7 protein-coding genes are annotated in these 18,506 nt (G+C 59.3%); all 7 read right to left on the bottom strand.

Annotation, left to right across the window (positions count from 1 at the left end; all coding sequences use genetic code 11):
• Positions 1–8 precede the first annotated feature (8 nt).
• The 7 genes from QN370_RS00800 to phoB all read right to left on the bottom strand — a co-directional run bounded on the left by QN370_RS00800 (position 9) and on the right by phoB (position 18,453).
• Positions 9–419, bottom strand: a complete 411-nt coding sequence (locus QN370_RS00800; RefSeq protein ID WP_322127441.1) for a biopolymer transporter ExbD — start codon at positions 417–419, stop codon at positions 9–11.
• Between the two features lie 13 nt (positions 420–432).
• Entirely contained in the window at positions 433–2,208 is a 1,776-nt protein-coding gene (locus QN370_RS00795) for a DUF2341 domain-containing protein (RefSeq protein WP_322127442.1), read from the bottom strand.
• 31 nt (positions 2,209–2,239) lie between these two features.
• On the bottom strand, positions 2,240–13,420 hold the full coding sequence (locus QN370_RS00790; RefSeq protein WP_322127443.1) for a filamentous haemagglutinin family protein: 11,181 nt from the start codon (positions 13,418–13,420) through the stop codon (positions 2,240–2,242).
• Positions 13,420–15,084 carry a ShlB/FhaC/HecB family hemolysin secretion/activation protein gene (locus QN370_RS00785; RefSeq protein WP_322127444.1) on the bottom strand — a complete coding sequence of 555 codons (1,665 nt, stop codon included), beginning with the start codon at positions 15,082–15,084 and terminating at the stop codon, positions 13,420–13,422. Before QN370_RS00785 ends, QN370_RS00790 begins: the two co-directional genes overlap by 1 nt.
• Before the next feature lie 180 nt (positions 15,085–15,264).
• Positions 15,265–16,653: a hypothetical protein gene (locus QN370_RS00780; RefSeq protein ID WP_322127445.1), complete on the bottom strand. Its 1,389-nt coding sequence runs from the start codon at positions 16,651–16,653 to the stop codon at positions 15,265–15,267.
• Between the two features lie 310 nt (positions 16,654–16,963).
• Positions 16,964–17,734 carry an XrtB/PEP-CTERM-associated transcriptional regulator EpsA gene (gene epsA, locus QN370_RS00775; RefSeq protein WP_322127446.1) on the bottom strand — a complete coding sequence of 257 codons (771 nt, stop codon included), beginning with the start codon at positions 17,732–17,734 and terminating at the stop codon, positions 16,964–16,966.
• A complete protein-coding gene (gene phoB / locus QN370_RS00770; protein WP_322127447.1) occupies positions 17,731–18,453 on the bottom strand; it encodes a phosphate regulon transcriptional regulator PhoB in 723 nt (240 codons plus the stop codon). Before phoB ends, epsA begins: the two co-directional genes overlap by 4 nt.
• Between the last annotated feature and the right edge of the window lie 53 nt (positions 18,454–18,506).

Here is an 18,506-nt window from a genome sequence, read left to right as displayed (position 1 = left end):
GGTGCCGGCTACGCACCGGGTGCTGCCTTGCTGGTAACGATGCCGATATCAGTGATGTCGGCGCGCTTCATGGCTTCGAGCACCAGCATGACCTTGGCGTACTGGGCATGGGCATCGCCCTTGATGACCATTGCCTGGGTCGGATTCACTTTTTTCAGGTCGGCCAGGCGCTGCCCGAGCTGGTCCGGACTCACCGGATAGGCATCCAGGAAAATGTCGCCATTCTCTGAAATCGTGATGGCTTTCAAATGCGCCTTGGCCATGCTGGCAGTCATTTTCGCCTTCGGCAGCTTGACCTTCACGCCTTGCACGGAGGCCGTGGTCATGATGATAAAAATCACCAGCAGCACGTACGCCAGATCAAGCATCGGCGTGACATTGATATCATCGAAGGGCGCGTTCTCTTCCTGGATTTGCATCAGGCTTCTCCAGTCAGCTTGTGTAGACTTCGGCCGAGCGGGTCAGGAATTCCTCGACAAATACACTGGTATCGCCGGTGGCATTCTTGATCTGGCTGGCCAGCCAGTTGTAGCCGAACAGCGCCGGGATCGCCACCACCAGACCGGCCACCGTAGCCACCAGTGCCGCGGCAATCCCCGGGGCAATCGCATTGACATTCACGTCCCCGGCCGCCGCAATCGCAGCAAAGGTAATCATCACGCCGACCACGGTGCCGAGCAGGCCAAGAAACGGACCGCCGGCAATCGCAATGGTGAGCAGCACGATGCCACTGTTGAGCTTCTGATTTTCGCGCAGCATCGACGCTTCGAGTGCGGCCCGGATCGAGTCGATGCTGGTCGCACCCAGACTGTTGGCTTTGCCTGCCGCGCTCTGGGTAGCGAAACGATGGCTGATTTCATGCAGGCCGATGGCGTACAGACGCTTGATCGGTGAATGCTTCAGCGCAGAATTGTCCGCCACCAGCGCGGCTTCGGTATGACCAGGTGTCAACAGTTCGGTCGACTTTTGCTTGAACACGGCCAGGAAAAGATTATTGGCTTTTTTAATCCGTCCCAGGATGATCGCCTTGCTGATCATCACGTAAAAACTGACGATGGCCATCACGATCAGCAAGCCAATAACGATCCAGCCATCAAGTGTCACCGCATTCATCAGAATCATGAAAGTCGAAGTGCTGGCTTCGCCGCCCGCAGCCTCTTCCGAGAACGATGACAACGGCGAGTCCGCGCTCTGGCTCGACGCCTGCGCCAGAATTGTGCCGGCGCTGCGTGCCGTGGCCGACAGGTTGATTTCATCCAGTTCGCCACGCACACCCTGGCCGATCGTGGCCTCGCCTGCCATGTCCGCCAACGCCAGCGCGCCGTTACCGACATCGATACCATCGACATACAACGTGGCCTTGCCGGCCGCCGCGACCAACGCCACGTGCTGCCAGACCGCCGGTTTCAGGGCAACGCTGGCATTGAGCGTAGTCGCACCCGCACTCGCATACAGGGTACCGGCCTTGTAGCCGATCGTCAGCGATTGCGCCCCATCGCGCTGCGCATACAAGACACCATCGTCGGTCGCCGCCGGCTTGACCAATGCCGAAAACGTCACCCCGCTGGCGCTACCAAATTTGAGCGTTGCAGACGCGGGTACGTCAATCCGTGCGGTGCCGTCAAAGGCGGCAGCAGCGCCGATCGGACCGGCAGTCACCACTTTCGCATTTGACGATTTGGCGTGATTGGCATTGACGCTGGCATCCTTGACGCCCTGGGCATCACCGAAGTGATACACAAATACTTGCGCAGCATCGTAAGTCTTGGCGGCGCTGGCCACCGATTCGGCTTTCGGGTTACCCCAGACCACCACCAGCGCATCGGTCTTTGCATTGGCCGTCAGTTTGGGCACGTTCACCCAGATATTGGCCAGTTCGTTGGTCGCGTCAAAATTTTCGATGTGATACGTCAGCGGCGTCTTGCCATCGGCGGCAAAAAAACGCAAATCGGCACCATCGGGCCTGGCTTCCGAAAACACGAAATTACCACTATGCAAGCGCACCAGCATCGGCAACTGGGTCACGTCAGTCTTGATTTCAACGCCGCTGGCGGTGGTGTCGAAAGAAAGCTTCTTTTTATGCTCCCACTCTTCGGCAGCATGACCACTTAGCGGCAGGGCCAGCACGACAATAGCCGTGGCGAGCGCTAGCGCAATAGTACGGGAACAGGTTGGCAAGCTTGGCAAAATTCGGGACCTGACATTCACGGGTAATTCCTTTTCAATGGAGGGGTGCTGCTTACTTCTTGCAGCTGTCTTTTTTCTTTTTGCGGGCTTCGTCCGAGTCGTTGGCATCGTCATTGCCACACTCGTCCTCGCCATAACCGAGCACATCGACCGCGACCGAGTTGGTGCCGCCGGAGGCGTCTGTCGAAGTCGCCGTCCGCGCTACGTCATCAGTACGCGGTGCAGCGTTGGCCGGCGCAGCCGGTGTCGCCAACGATGGCGCGGCGACAGCCGCCGTGGCACCGGACACCGTCCCGGCCGCTGAAATATTGGCGGAATTGAGAACCACGCTAGCCACGACATCGACCGTGCCGGTAGAGCGCACGCCGGCATCTCCAGCGTCAAAAATCCCGCGCGGTGCGACCGGATAAACATTGCTGTCCGGCTGGCCGGCACGGGTCTTGAGCGTGGCAATGCCGGAGCCCGAAATCGAGCCCGAGACATCCACCTTGATATTGCCGTTGGCATCGATCGTGATCAGCGGTGGCGGCGCCGACGAAGCGGTCTTGGCACCGCGACCGGCATCAATATTGCCGTACTGCGAAACCAGCGTGATGTCGCCACCGCCGAGTGTGAAGACGCGGCCCTGGTTGACCAGGAAATCGGTTTTGACGAGCGAGGCAATCGCGCCGCCTCGAATCGTGAAGATGCCTTGCCTGGATGCGTTCGCCGCCTGCACACCGGTGGTCAAACCGGCAAAGACCGAACCAGTTGGCGCGAACAAGTCAATCGAACCGCCCTGCTCGGTCTTGAGCTGGCTACTGAACAAAGCGATATCGCCGCCCTGCGTAATGGCAGTGACCGGATACAGGCTGGCGATCAAGCTGTCGAAGGCACTCAGGTTCTTGCTACGGCTATCGGCCACCAGCATGGTGTAGAACAGGCTGTTGAGCTGCGACTTGTCCATCTTGTCCAGCGCAGCGGTGCGTGTCGCTGCACTCGCAGCGAGCCGGACGGCGATGGCCGGATTGTCGGCCAGGAATTTGGCCTGCGTTTTGACATCAAGGTTGCTGAAAGCGATCCAGGCATCGATGGCGCTAGTGCTGGCCGGCAGCCCGGTTGCAAGCAGCAGGGCCGGCAATGCCGTAGCGGGCACATCGAGCACCGAACCAACCTTGTTGGCATACGCCACAAACGCGGCGTAATCCACCTTCGCGCCACCGGCGCTGAGATTGATGCTGGCTCCGCCTTCGGCCAGGTACGGGTTATCGAGATTGCCACGCGTGACCAGACCGCTACCGTTACCGAAGTCGATGTTATGCCCGGCCGTGATATCGATGCGACCGGCACCGGTAACGACGTTGGCGACCGGACTCGGTTCCGAGCCGATACCGCGTGCCTGTGTGACATCGATGAAGTCGCGTCCTGCTGCGATGGTCGTGACATCGTTGCTGCCGTTGTGTTCGATGCTGAAACCAAGATCGACAATATCGCGCCCGGCCAGAATTTCCGCAGCCTTGGCCAGCGTTACTGTAGTGGTGTTGCTGCCGTCGCCGACGATATTGCCGCTGTTGGCGATGATGCGTACCGGTTGCGTGTCGGCGGCATGCAATCCGCCGGCAGCGTGCGCAGCAATACCCGAACTTCTGCCATTGATGATATCGAAGTCGATGGCCGACAACACCCGCGGCGCGGCGACCGTCGACGTGGATGCCGGATCGTTATCGAGCATGCGGATACTGCCGTTGACGCCATTGATGAGCGCGATATTGCCAGCAGCAAGCAGTTCGAGTTGCGCCGTCGGACTGGCCATCATGCTAAAACCATTGGCCGTGCTCAGGTTGCCTTCCAGTGCCACGGCACGCAGCGTCGGAGGAGCCACTGCATACAACTGCGGAAAGCTGGTGCCGAGCGCATCCGGTATTTCGTTGCCACCCGACGCGGCGAGCTTGGCGACGTCATTCGACAGCAGCAGGTTGCCGCTCAGGGCAGTCAGATTCACGGCGCTGCTGGCACCATAGGTCGAGAAGGTACTGAACTGGCCGTATTTCAACCGGTAGTCCTGGCTCTCCTGGCTTTGATCGATGACATTCCAGCGCTGGCCACTGCCCACTCCGTAGATCGGATTGAAGCGATTATCACCGGCAACGACGTTGTTGATGCTTTGCTCGGTGAGCATCGGATTGTAAGCCGCTTCAATGGTCAGGCCGTGTCCGGCGCTGACATCGAAGCGGGCGTCGCCCACGGCCAGAATCGGATTGAGCGGCGTGGCACCGTCGAGATTGACCGGGGCATAATTGCCCGCACCGATCGTGCCATCGGCATGCACGGTAGCGCTGCCTTTCTGGACATAGAACGTGCCGCCAGCAATGTTGCCGCCAGCGCGCACGGACAAGTCACCGCCGCCTTGTTCCTTCAAAATACCGCCGGGGGTAGGCAGGTAAGCATTGGTCGCTGTACTGGCAGAAAAATTGGCGATGTTGCCACCAGCCCGAATCGTGACATCGCCGCCACCAAGCGTCGCCACGCCCTGGTCGAAATAATCAGCGCGTGACCACCAGGCGGTATTGAGCTTGATGCCGTTGCTCAGCGTTTCAAATTGCGTGTTGCCGTTGGCGTCGACATAACTACGGCCCTGGCGGAATAGCCAGTCATTGACTAACTGGGGCAAGGCCGCAGGCAGCGCCACCGGCGTTCCGGGAATCGCCGGATCGGCTGGCGTCACGGGACGCGTGGTGAGATCAGCCGGCGTGCCCGCAAAGCCGTCGTTATTGCGATAAAACCAGTTCGGATCGACATTGCCTTTGGCATCCAGATGCTGCGGCCCGGTAATCGTGCGTCCGGCTGCGAGCGAAATGGCACCGCCTCCGCTGGAAAACGTTGCATCCGACAAAGTCGCGCCGTCACCACCAAAATGCGAATTGAGCTGATTTTGCGGTGCCACGAAGTCAGCGCTGCCCGGCAGCGTGCTGGCCTTGCCCGCCGTATAAATGCTGGCACCAAAAAGGCTGATCTTGTAACTGGCGTCACTGTTCGATTTGTCGGGCACCGCCGGCGTGCCATCGGCGTTGGTGAAAAATTTCGCCATGCCAAGCGTGATATCGCGACCGGCGGCAATGTCGATGCGTCCGGTACCGGTTCGCACCAGCGCCACCGGCGCGTCGGTGGCGGTCAACGGTGCCGCCGAGGTTGGGGTACGCGCAGCGAAATCAACCTTCACGTCGCCACTACCGGCAATCGTGGCCAACGGATTGGCCCCTGCCAGATTGGCACCCGCAACCAGTCGCAGGTCGGCCGACTCATCCGAACCCAGTGCCCAGTTCGGCATCGAGAGCCTGGTGCTGGACGGCTTGACGAACCCATCGCTGATCGAGCCGATGATGTTCAGATCCCCGCTGGCGCGCAGCGTCAGGGCAACCGGCGCGCCACCAAAGCGCCAGGCACTCAGATCCCAGCCACGATCAGCTGCGTTGGCGGCGAACTCGTTGACCGACACGGTGAGATTGCCGACCGGCGCACGCACTTCGATGCCGGCTCGTACGCTGACGCTGCTGTTATTTAACCGCGTCATCATCGCTGCACTGTTGCTGCCGAAACTGACGGCATCGCGGAACATGTTGCCGCTGCTGGTGGCATCCAGATTGGTGCCACTATCGATCGCTTCGGTAATGGTGCTGCCGGTATAAACCCGGGTGCCTTCGATGCTAGTGGTCGCACTGTTGAGGATGGACGTGCCGAGGGTGGCAATCGCCACATCGTTGCCGATGCGCGGCGCACGCAGGGTCACGCTGCCGTTGCGAGCGTCCGTACTGCCGCCAACATCGATTACACCGCCGGAGAGGTTGATGCTGGCACCGCCATCAATGGCTGTTGCCGCCGAGCCGTCGGCGTTGGCAACACCGAGCACGACCCGGCCGCCGTTGCCGGTGGAACCGGCATCGCTCGACGTGACCTGAGTTCCTTTTGCGATCAAGCTGGCATCGTCGCTCAATGTGATCCGGCCATTGAGGCCAGTTGCGCTCGCCTGGCTGGCGTAGAGCTCGATACTGCCGCCCTTGCTGCCCGAAGCGTCGATGCTGGCCATGTCACCGATACGGATATTGCCGTTGTCGGCAACAATCGTGACCTGGTGGGCAATAATCTTGTCGGATCCGGCCAGCGTTACGTCGCCACTTAAAAACTCGAACTGCCGCGACTCGGTAAATTTGCCCGCATTCAGTTTTGCATTGAGGTCACCGAAATCGCGGCCGCTCCCTGCTTGATCAGTTACCAGAGAAAACTGCCCCTGAGCCGGCAACAGTCCGTCGATACCGGCTTGCGCCTCCCCTCGCATCGTACCGTCTAGCACGGCAACACCACGACCATCGGCCGTTGCTGCATACACCGAGAGCGTACCGGCGGCGGCACCGATTGCCGACACATCCAGCACGGCCGGAGCAGCGACCACCACTCTACTGCCTGCGAGCGCAATGCTGCCGCCCTGCGCATAGACAGTAGTACTTCCGAATACCGTACCCGTGCCTGCGGCGCTGATCAGGCCGCCACTGATATTGACGCCGTTGGCACCGATCAGGGCAACCTGCCCGGACGGTGCATAAATCGTCGCATCCGAGCTCACGGTGGCACCCTCGAACCGCAACTGTCCGGCGCGCCCTGCCGGTACCGGCGCTGTCTGCGCACCGACGAGCGTGGTCATGACCAGATCACCCCCGGCCGTAAAGGTGGCACCGGCCCCGCTGTCAGTGGTGATGATGCCAGCAGCCAGTGTCAAGTTCTGATCCGCAACGAGCTTTCCTGCCTTGCCCATGGCGCGCAATTCGCTGCTGGCGACCAGCGCGCTGTCGCTGAAACCGCGCACCGCGATGGAATTTTCTCCTACGTTAATCCGGTCGGCGAGAATCATGAAGCCGCCTGCAGTCGCTTCGCCAGGAATCGCCGCAGCGCTGGTAGTACTGCCGTCCAGGTTCACCGTTCGGGCACTCAGCGTCGTGCTGCGCGGTCCGGAATTATTCAGATCGACGGCCCCCTGAAACCCGGCTCCACTGAAAGACAGGCTGCGCATGCTGGCATTGCCGAGGTTGACCGTGCCGTACAAGTGGATCGCCGACGCATAGCTATTGAAGCTCAGGTCGCCGAGGGTGCTCATGGCCGCCAGTGCAGCGGTGTCGAATTTCAGTCCGCCGATTGTCGATGGTGTAGCTGGGCCGCTGCCGGTTGCTGCGTTAGGTGGAATCGCGGAACCGAAACTGATCACCGGTGCGCCGAAGCCCCACTCAGTACCCGGCGTCATGACGAGCTGAGCGGCTGAGGTGACATTACCAGTGGCATCGAGATAAGCCGAGCCACTGGCACCGACCAGGGTACCCGCACCGATATCGAGCGTACCCTTCTGGCCGATGACGCCACCGCGGCTGACTGCTACTGCCGCGCCGCCACTGACGCGCAACAACGCTCCCGCGCCGTCCAGTGCGAGATCCTGTGCGCTGCGCCCAGAGACACCAGTGCCTTGCAGGTCGGCATTGACATCGAGTCGTACCGTGTCAAGCGCCGCCAGAATGATTTCATTGCCGCTCAGCGCATGCTGGGCGTTATTGGCAAGCACCACCTGGTTGGCCATGCTGTTGAGGTGCAGGCCGTCGCTGCGCGGGTCGCGCAAGGCGCCGATCAGCAGACTGCTGGCACCGAGCCCGGTCAACCGGTCAGCCAGCAGTCGGACCGAATCACCGCTGCTCTGGTTCGCGTCCGAGACAACCCGGATACTAGGCGCAGCAAAGGCCGCCGTACCGGCGAGTCCACCACTGGCAGCGCCCAATGCGATCGTGCCATCAAGTGCCATTGATGTTGCCGTCGATGTTGTGGCGTGGAAGGCGATGTTGCCGCCGTCAATCGGCAGTGCCGGCGCATCGACGCCAGCGGCGTCGCTCTTGGCCTTGAAATAAGTCGTGGCATCCGACAACACGAACTCGGATTTTGTCTTGATCACGTCAGCCGAGCTGACCAAAAATCCGGTCGAGCGGCTGCTTGCTGCGCCTGAGCCGGACTCGGACAACCGCCCGGCCACCAGCATCGTGCCATCGGCAAGCGTGATGTTGGCGTTGGCCTGCATGTCTCGCGTGTTGGCCGCAACGGTGATGCTGAAGCCGCCCGGTAGCAACGCATAATGGGCCGGCAAAAGCGTGTAACGCCCCGCCGCCAATCCCGGCATCGCCGACAGCGTCACGCTATCGCCGGGTGCCAGGCCACCATCGCTGCCGTAATTGCCGTCGACAGGTGCCACGCTGCCATGAAAATTCGGGTTGATCGCAAAAACCGTCGTCTTGCTGCCGACGGTGTTATTTGCCAGAACATCCTTGGAGCCGCCCTTGCCTGGTGTGAATTCATAGGCGAACAACGCACCACCACCGGAGACATCCAGTATCGCGCCGCGATTTTCCTGAATCGTGGCAGCTGCTGTCAGGATCGACTTTTCGGGGGGAGCGCGTTCCGGCACCGGACCACCGCTGACCGGATTGGCCTTGAGCAGCACTGACGTGCCATTGGTCAGCGTGGTGAACCATTGACTGGCGGTGGCCACGCTTCCATTGATGATCGTGCCGAATGGAACGATGCCGGCACCGGCTACCGAGGTCACGCTGCCATCGAGATAATCAACGCTTTGGGTGACGACCGGTGAAACGGTCTTGTCGACGTTGCCCATCGTGATGGCACCAAACGGTGCGACCACCCGACCGCCCTGGAGGATATCGACGGCGTAAGCCGTCAGACTGCCAGCAGCAGACAACACCGGTTCAGCCAGGTTGCCATTCGTAGCAAAGGTTAATTTTCCAGTCCCCGCTGAAGAAGTACCGGCAGCGACATTGGTGCCGGGCGCGACAGTGAAGGTAAAGTCGCTCAGCGTGGTCGGGTACGTCTGCGCATCCGTCAGCGTGAGATTGCCGACCATGCCGAACGCACCCGTTGCAAAGCCGGTCGAAGCACCATTGGCATCACTCGCATCGATACCGATAAGGCGAATATCTCCTTTGGCGGCCAGTTTGGCGACACCAAAACCCTGCAATGCCTGTTGGCCGATCAGGTCAATGGTGGTGCCGTTTGCTTGCAGCGTGGCGTTGCCGGTACTGGCAGTTCCCGCAGTCTGATAACGAATATCGGCGCTACCGAACTGCAGATACGGCGCATTGAGTGACAGGGTATTGCCGCCAGGTGTGTCGAAGCTGGTGAGCGACAGCACCTTGTCGGCCCGCATGACCGGGGCATCAAGAATGAGCGAATCACGTGCCGCGAGGGTCAAGCCAGCGCTGCCAAGACCAAAGGCGAGCACGTTTTGGCTCTTGAAGTCCAGCCGGCCAAAACCACCACCAGCAAACGCGCTGACCAGCACATCACCTTCGCCGGCATGCCGGGCAACCGGCGACGTCGCTTGGGAACCCGTCAGAAACCAGCCGAGTTCGACTGCTTTGTTCGCACCGGTACCAAATTGATCAACAACGATCGCCTGTCCCGGCAACAGGCCGGCCGGAACGATGTTACTGCCCCCGCCGCCGGGCCCGTTCACCGAGAGCGACAAGACCCTATCATCCGTCGGGTAACCATTGCCACTCTGGCCCTCGGTATCGAGCGCCACGGTCAGTGATCCGCCTTTGGCATTGCTACCGCCCGAACTACCCTTGAACGTGCCATCAAACAGCAAACCTTCGCGAGCACGCAGTTCGATACTGCCGCCGGCACCCGCCACATCCTGTAACGGCGCAACCAAGGCTCCCGACTTCATGCGCACGTTACTGAGGCTAACGCCACTCACATCGAACGTTGCACCTTGCCTGGCCACTACGAAACCGGTCGCCGCAGCCAGTGAACCGTCGCGCATGGTACCAATCTGAATCGAACCGCCATCGAGCATATCGCCTGTCGAGATGCCGTCGGCATTGACACTCATCCGCTGTGCGGACCCCAGCGCCAGTACGTTGGCGTTGGCACCGAACCAGATACTGCGCGAGGGATCAAAAAGCGAGTCGGGTGTTGCCGTGAGGCTCAACAGGATATTGCCGCCTGGCGCAGACAACGTGCCTAACTCGGTCAACTGGGACGCGGCCAACAGTTTCATGTTTGCGCCCGGGTCCATCACCAGTTGGGCGCCTTCATTGACGATCAATTCACCCGAACGGGCAGTTCCCTGCCCTAGCGCAGTAAAGGTCACGTTCGTGGCTGGCCTGGTTGCTCCGGGACCGGCCAGATTCAGTAGCGTGGGAACAGCGACGTCAGACATGGCGCCGGAATTGATCTGCGTCACGCCATTGCCCAGCTGCCAACTTTGCGCCTGCGGCTTGACAATGGTGTTTGCCTGAATCGCAAAATTAAGTCGACCGGCCACATCGTAGTTAGTAAAGCCGCCCTGCTGGAAGAATGCCGTCTGCAGCAACAAGTCGGCCGGATCGGCAGAACCGGACGCCGGACCAATGTTGACATTGCGCGCCACCATCTTGAGCGTGCCGCCGGTAGCAAAACCATAGCCGGACAATCGCACACCAGCACCTAATCGCAGTTGTGCGGTAGTCGCCACTAACGGATTGACCGGCGTGGCCTGCAATGACAACGCACCCGCGCTGCCCTGAGCGTTCACACCCTTGACATTGCGCCAGGCACCGGCCGAAACATCAAGCGTGACACCGTCACCCACACCGAGCTGATCGGCTGCCAGGGTAATCGCCCCTCCCTTGAGCACGGTCGCCGAGGTAGCATTACCGGAAACATCGAGTGGCACACCTTGACCGAGATCGTTGGTCCAGCGACCGGCGACATCGATGACGCTGCCATCGGCCACCTGCAGACTACCGGACGCGGTCGCCGTCACTGAACCGCCGGCGATCGTGACCGGTGAGTTAAAAGTGATATTGCCGCCCAGTGCAAGATTGCCATCCGCACCGGCAAAACTTCCCTGCCCTGCGCCCAGCCACAACTTGCCGCCGGCAGCCAGCGTCAGCGGTGCATTCACTTCGATATTGCCGGACGTGAGCGCGACGATCCGGTTAAAACCAGACCGTATGAGGGCACCGGTATCGAGATCGAGCTGGGATGACAGCAGGCGCTGGTCGGCGTTGTTGAGATCAAACGGCGCGCCGGTCACGGGTGCGATGGCAGCGTCACTGGCACCCAGTATCAGCTTGCCGCGAAAACCGAACTGATCGGCCAGCGATACGTTGGCCTTACCGGTTTGCGGATTCACATAGTCGGACGTTGCATTACCGATTTGCAGCTGACCGCCCTGCGGGAAGCCGGCAGCGCTGACATCGCGCTGATGCGATCCGGCCGTTGCCTGTCCGCTCAGCGCACCTTGCAATACCAGGATCGGTGCGGAGAAACGGATACTGCCGGCGCTGCCGCCCTGGCGATAACCGGCTTCAAAATTATCGGGACCATTGGCCAGATTCACCGCTGCGGTATAGGCGACATTGGTTTTTGCCGAACCGATGTCTACCAGCACATCGTTGAGCTGGAACTTGGTGGTGTTGACGTAGCCTGACTTGTAATCGACATAGCCACCATCGACATTGATGGTGCTACCGCTGCGCTGGATGATGGCACCATCGGCAACGATATTGACGGTGCCGCCGGCTGAATTGAGTTCCGTCAGACCATGCTCGACCAGATTCAGATAGCCGCTGACATTCGCGGCAGCGGTGCCCTTGCGGGTATCAATCTGCACCTTGGTCGCGTACAAGGCGGAATTTTTCAAGACCACGTTATCGGCTAACTCGGTGCCGCGCAGGTCAACTGTGATGACATTGCTCTCCATCGCAAGTTGCGTACCGGCCTTGATGATCTTGCCGCTGGCATCGACCACATCGGCCACGCTGGTACTGCCGGACACATCGATGCTGCTACCGGTGGCCAGATCGACACGCACGGTATCGGTGGCGGGATTCATGATGACCGCAGTCGGGTTCGCTGGATCTTGCAAGCGCCTGGCACTAAGCGTGACATTGCCGCCGGGTGCCACGATGCGGGCATTGTTTTCCATGACAATGCTGGCACCGTCGAGTTTGACGACCGATTTATTGAACGTCGATGCGGGCGGGATGGTCGAGTTGTCGCCTGCGTCGGGCAGGATTTGCGTCACGCTGCCTTCGCCCAGTACCAGATTGCCGCTACGGGAGGCCGAGTAAGGATTGTTGGCGTCAGGGCGAATCGCCTGATCGCGCGCCGACAGATAAATCGACCCGTTCAGGTTGACTGACGTCGATGCCGAAACGATTCCCTTCTGGTTGACCGCATAACCAATCATGGTCGCATTGCCATGGCCAACGTCGATCGTGCCGCTCTTGCCATTTTCAGCCAGACTGGTCCCGACGACAGGCGTCGCGCCTGCGACAACGGCACTGTCATTGCTCACTTCGACCAGCAGTCCGCGCAAACTGGTGCCGGTCTGGCTCACTTGCGGCGCGGCCAGATACACCTTGCTGCCAGCAGCCAGCATGACCTGGCCATCGGGCGCACTGAGCACGCCGTTGTTCATGACGCTTGGTCCGGCTAGCAAAATCAAACCGCCATTGGCCGCCGTCAATCTGGCACCGGAAGTGCCGTCGCCATCCACCAGTACGCCGCCCGGCGTTACACCGACTTCCGCACCCAGCAACGGCAAGCTGCCGGGCTGCAAAAAACCGCCGATCACGCGCGTCTCGTCGAATTTCAGAGTACTGGCCACCAGCGTATTGACATTGACCACGCCAGTTTTACCAAAAATAATGCCGTTCGGGTTGTAGATGTAGACCCGTCCATTGGCATTGAGCATGCCATCGATCGTCGTCTGATTCAGATACGCGCCGCCGCTGACGTTGTTGAGCAGTACCGAGGTCGAACCCGGCTGTGCAATTGTCACCGTGGCTTGCGAGCCGATATCAAAACTTTTCCAGTTGACGATGCTCGTCGGTGCAGTCTGCGTAATGGTAAGCGTGTTGCCATTGACGCCGTAGGTGTTAGGCACACCACCGTTCTTGTTCGGCGCGGTTGGCGTGGACGGCAGCGCGTTGACCGGCACCCGCGTCTGTGCCTGCACATCGTGGCAACCGAGCAGGCCAGCGGCTAGCAGGATCGGCAAGCTCGCCACACATCCTGCGCCAATCAGACCCGAGAACTGCCCGGCCTGCATCAGGCAGGCGCACAGGGTACGACGCCGTAATACGGACGACTCACGTAATTTACCGGCCGCCGGAATACTGGCAGCCCGATGCAGGCCTGCAGATCGGATCGACGTCATTAGAAATTCCAGAGGGTACGGGCTTGAATTCGATTGTCACCAGCATGGGTGGTGTCACCATCGACGAGCGCATGGGCAGCATCGATTTCAAGTGCCACACCGAGCGGGGCGTTCATGCGCATGCCCAACCCGACACCACGCAATGCATGACGTGACGGCTGAGTTGCCTGTGGCTGACGCATCGTCAGACTGGCCGCATCAAAAAAGAACAGGCCGGACATTTGCCAGTCCGAGGTCGCACTCGGCTTGAATTTCGGCGTACGGAATTCCATTGTGGCGCGCACGCCGCCGTCTGCCGCACGCTCGCCTTCAAGATAACCGCGCACACTTTCCGCACCACCGGCGACAAATTGCTCGCTCGGCACCAACGGACCGGAAGCCAGTTGCCACTCCACCTTGCCGTAGACCGACCAGCGACCGAAATTCTCGGTATGTTGCATCCCGGTCCGCAGGGCAAGGAAGCCGGCGGACGCGCCAGGTCGTTTGGCATCGAAAGCGGCATCGGTATTATTGAGCAAGCCGCGCAGTCCGAAGGTCCCTGCCAGGTCGAATACGGTCGAACGGTCCTGGCCAAAAAAGTTTGCGGTATAGCTCGACGCCAGCGGCGTGTAAGTAATCGGTGAATCAGTTCCGCCGCCGCCTACAACGACCAGCGTCTGACCAATTTTCTTGTGCTCGATCCCGACCGACGCCAGATGCGAAAACGTGTCATTGGAACCCAATGGCTGGGTATAACGCAGGCCAAAGGTTGTGGTGTTACCCAGCAATCCCAGCCCCGGCGCGTTGGCCAGACTGGCGAATTCCGAACGGGATAACAAGGTATTGAACCCCAGCACCGACCCGTCATCACCGACCGGCACCACGTAACTGGCCGCCAGCACGCGGGCATCGCTAGGACGCTGCGGGGCCACTTGCGCAGTCAGGTTCAGGCTGTGTCGACTCTGAAACAGATTGTCATAGCGTAACGACGCCGACAGTCGTTGCGCAGTGGTATTCGGTGTCTGGCGATTGCTGAATTCGACACTGCCATGCAGGGCTAACTGGTCTTCGGTATCGAGCTGGACATCGACCGTACCAGGCGTTTTTCCCGGCTTGAGAATCGGCGTGATGCGCGCATCGGCGCTGCGATTGAGCGCCGCAAGTTGCTGCTGCATTTTCGGGAAATTCGGCACATTGCCTTCAGCGAGCTCCGGGATGCGTGCCTTGATGCCGCTGGGCAGCGTGTACTCCGCACCCTTGACGCGCAAGCGATCAACCACGGCTTCGACAACATGCAGCGACACGGCACCGCCCTCGATTTTTTGCTCGGGGATGGATACCAGCACGGTCAGGTAACCGGCATCGTGATACGTTTTTTCGAGTGCCGCGCGGGCACCGTCGACTTCACGTAGCGTCTTGCGCTCGCCCATGAAACTCGACATGGCTTTTTCAATCTGGGCGTCATTGAGCAGGCTGTTGCCATCGACGACGAATTCAAAGATATCGAAACTGAGCGCGCTGCCGGCACTGCTGCCAGCATCGACGGGCGACTCGGCCGCCATGGCCGGCAGGGCCTGTGCCCATGATCCCAGTACTGACACCATCAGCAAGACCCGCAACGGTGTCAGGGGAAACGGCAAACATTCGGGGAAGGCACGCAACAAGTTCATAGTGATCAGTTTCATGGTTTTTATTAACGCCCGATATTTTCTGGAACGCTGTGAAACTTTAAACAGCGTACCGGCGCGTAAGAATTCGGTACTAAAAGTTGCTCGGAAACCTGAAACAGCAAAAAACGGTCACCCGTAAAAAAGGTGACCGCTTCATTTCCCAGTACCGGATCCGAAGATCCGGCAGGGTTTCAATTACTTGTTCAGCGAGATCAGTGGCGAACAGTTGTTGCCGTTTGTACGCGTGACCTGGGATTGCTGAGCAGATACACCGCCGTCCTGGTAAGCGATACCGATCAGGTTATGCAAGGTCGAATCTTTCAGTCCGATCGTGACTACATCGGTCAATGCCAGCTTGACGGCATCTTTCATTTTGGCGCGCAAAGGAGTTGCTGCGAACGATTGCACCGACCAGCCGTATGCGCCGGTACGGAATGCGTCACGTTGCTTGGCATCGGTAGCCAACGGCGATGCACCGTCGATAGCCACAAACTTCCAGCCAGTAGCAGGCTCAGCCGTGGTCAGCGAGATCGCGCCGATGACATAGTCCGTGGTGTTTGCCAAAGCTGTGGTCACGCCGCCGCCGGTAGCATTGGCTTGTACTTCCAGAATCGCTGTTGGCAAAGTCTTGTTGTCGAGGATTGACAACGCACCGCCAGCAACACCAGCGATCAACTTACCTTTAGCATCGTGATTGATACCGCATGAGTTGTTTGCAAAGAACAGATTCGATGCAGCCTGGGTACCGGACAGGTCATCGCGACGTGCCAGAACCAGCTTGGTTGTGTCGGAGGTACCAAGGAAAGCGGCAGCTGACTTGACTGAACCTTCTTTCGAAATCAGGCTGGCATACGTTGCGCGGTTGATCGATGGACGACCAGTCGTACCTTGCAATCTTTGCAGTTCAGCGTACAGCTTGGCATTAACAGCGATACCAAAACCCTGCATGGCGATCGGGGTCGTGGTGAGTGTCGACAGCACGGCAGGCTTGACACCTTCCAGCGCGAACAACTCTGACGGGGCGACGTCTGACAAAGCCATGTCGGCCTGAACGCGAGCGTGGGTGGTGCAGTTCAGAACTGGAACAGCGGTCGTGCTGGCTGCGTCTGCGGTACATGTACCAACAGCGCCCTTGGTGCCGGTTGAACCGATACCGACGGTGACGATGTCTTGCTCAGGAATCGTGGTGTCCTTGATGGTCGACAACAACTGCGAAACGCCAGCAGCCGAACCATTTTGCTTGTTGTACACCACAAACAAACGCTTGCCGTCAGCTTTGGAGATACCGTACCAGGCTGAAACTGCTTTCAATGCCGTAGCTGAACCAGCCAGGTTGCCGTTTGCGCTACCGTTGTCAACGATCTTGATGATCGGCTTTGTTGCTGTGGTGAACAAATCAGCGACGACGACGGTGCTCAATGCGCCGCCCAAAGCGGATGAACCAGCGATGTACAGGGTGGCTTCCGGAGCGCAGGTGTTGACCATGCTCAGAGCGTCGGTGGTGACGCAAGTAACCGCAGTCGCGGCGAACGAAGCCGATGAACACAGAGCCAGTACGGCGGCTGCAACAAGTTTGATTTTCATGATTTTCCAGTAATAAAAGTTAAAGTTGTCTGTCAGTCAAATAAGTACTTCCACAACCACGCCCGATGGCCCCGGGCGTGCCGCGAGCAGCACCGGGTATAACCCGGAGGCCGCAAAAAAGTGATTGCAAATGACGCTGACTGCACCCTGAGCCAGTGGTATCGAAGCCCAAATGGAACCATGCAGCGTCATTTCCAACGTTGCTACTATAAGCATTCAAATTGACAACATTGCCGACAAGACAATCAAGAATCCTAGTGCGATCAGGTCAATCTGACTGATCCGTTCGGCTCAGCCGATTCTCCCCAATCTAGGTTTTCGGACTGAGCAGTTGTAGCGAGTAGCAGCGAGCGATCGCCTGGACACGGTTATGTACGCCGAGCTTGCGATAGATGTTTTGCAGATGGTTTTTGACGGTCAGGTGGCTGAGGTAGACGATGTCACCGATCTCGGCATTACTTTTGCCTTTGATGACCCACGACAGGATTTCCAGCTCACGTGCGGTCAGTGTATGGTCGCTGCCCTGTGTGACGACCTGCCCTGCGCCCGACGCCATGACGCGCTGAAAAGCCAGATACAGATGGGGCAACAGCAATTCAAAAAAGAACACATGCAAGGCGCTAGGGACTTGCGGCATCGTGAACAGCACGAAATAGGCGGAACCACCGCGCAAGCGTTCGGTGCCGTGCACCAGCGCATTGCCCAGTCCGTTGTGGTCCAGCTCCGCCTGCAACGCTGCGAGCGGATGGCCGGGAGCGTGGGTGTCAGCACCGATAACACAAGGCGAGTCACTTGCAGACCGGCAGTGGCGCGCCAACCGTATTGCAAGCCCGGTCTCTGCATCGCAGACCTTTGCCATGAAACCGTTCTCGCGCACCGTACCGTCGAAACATTCGACGTAGACGACTTCATCCTGGTCACCAAGATGAATGCACACCATTGCCTGATGTGGCAACAGCCCCTGCAACTGGCCCTGCGCCCACAAATAGAACTGTCGCAGATTACGAACGTAGACTGCCGCCTCGCTGACGCGAATCAGGTATTCCTCTTCAATTTTGCTGAGGATGGCAATGAACTTCACGATTCGGTCCCGACGGCGACAGGTTTCGATACGGACTGAACAGCAAATCGATATCCGAGGCCGCGAACCGTCTCGATACGATCCTGCTCGTCGATACCTTCCAGGGCGTTACGTAATCGACCGACGTGGGCGTCAACAGTGCGCTCTTCGAGGAAGGTATTCATGTTCCAGACACCATCGAGCAACTGCGCGCGGCTATAAACGCGCCCCGGCTGCACCATAAAAAAATGCAACAAGCGAAACTCTGTCGGACTGAGTTCGGCCACGCGGCCACCGGCAGTGACCCGACGGGTCGTCGGATCAAGCTGCAATTCACCGTGACGCACGGTATCCGTGGTCAGATGCGGCGAACGACGACGCAACAAGGCGTAGATCCGTGCAATCAGCTGTCGCGGACTGAATGGCTTGGTGATGAAATCATCGGCGCCGCTCTCCAGTGCAAGCACTGCATCCTGGTCCCCGGAACGGGCCGTGACCATGATGATCGGGATATTGCTCGACTGCGCACTACCGCGCAATTGCTTGATGAGCGTGATGCCGGATTGCCCTGGCATCATCCAGTCGCACACCACCATATCAGGCTGGATGTCGACCATCTGCATGCGTGCCGACTCAGCATCGCCGGCACGCATGACCTTGTAGCCCGCGCAACTCAATGTGACAGCGATGAGCTCCTGGATGGATGGCTCATCTTCAACGACCAAAATAACTGCGCTCATGATTAGATTTCATAAAGTTGACTTCGCCAGGCTTCACGGAACCTGGCACTGGA

This window comes from Actimicrobium sp. CCI2.3, assembly GCF_035019065.1.
Classification (GTDB): Bacteria; Pseudomonadota; Gammaproteobacteria; order Burkholderiales; family Burkholderiaceae_D; genus Actimicrobium.
This window is presented reverse-complemented; position numbering and strand designations above follow the sequence as displayed.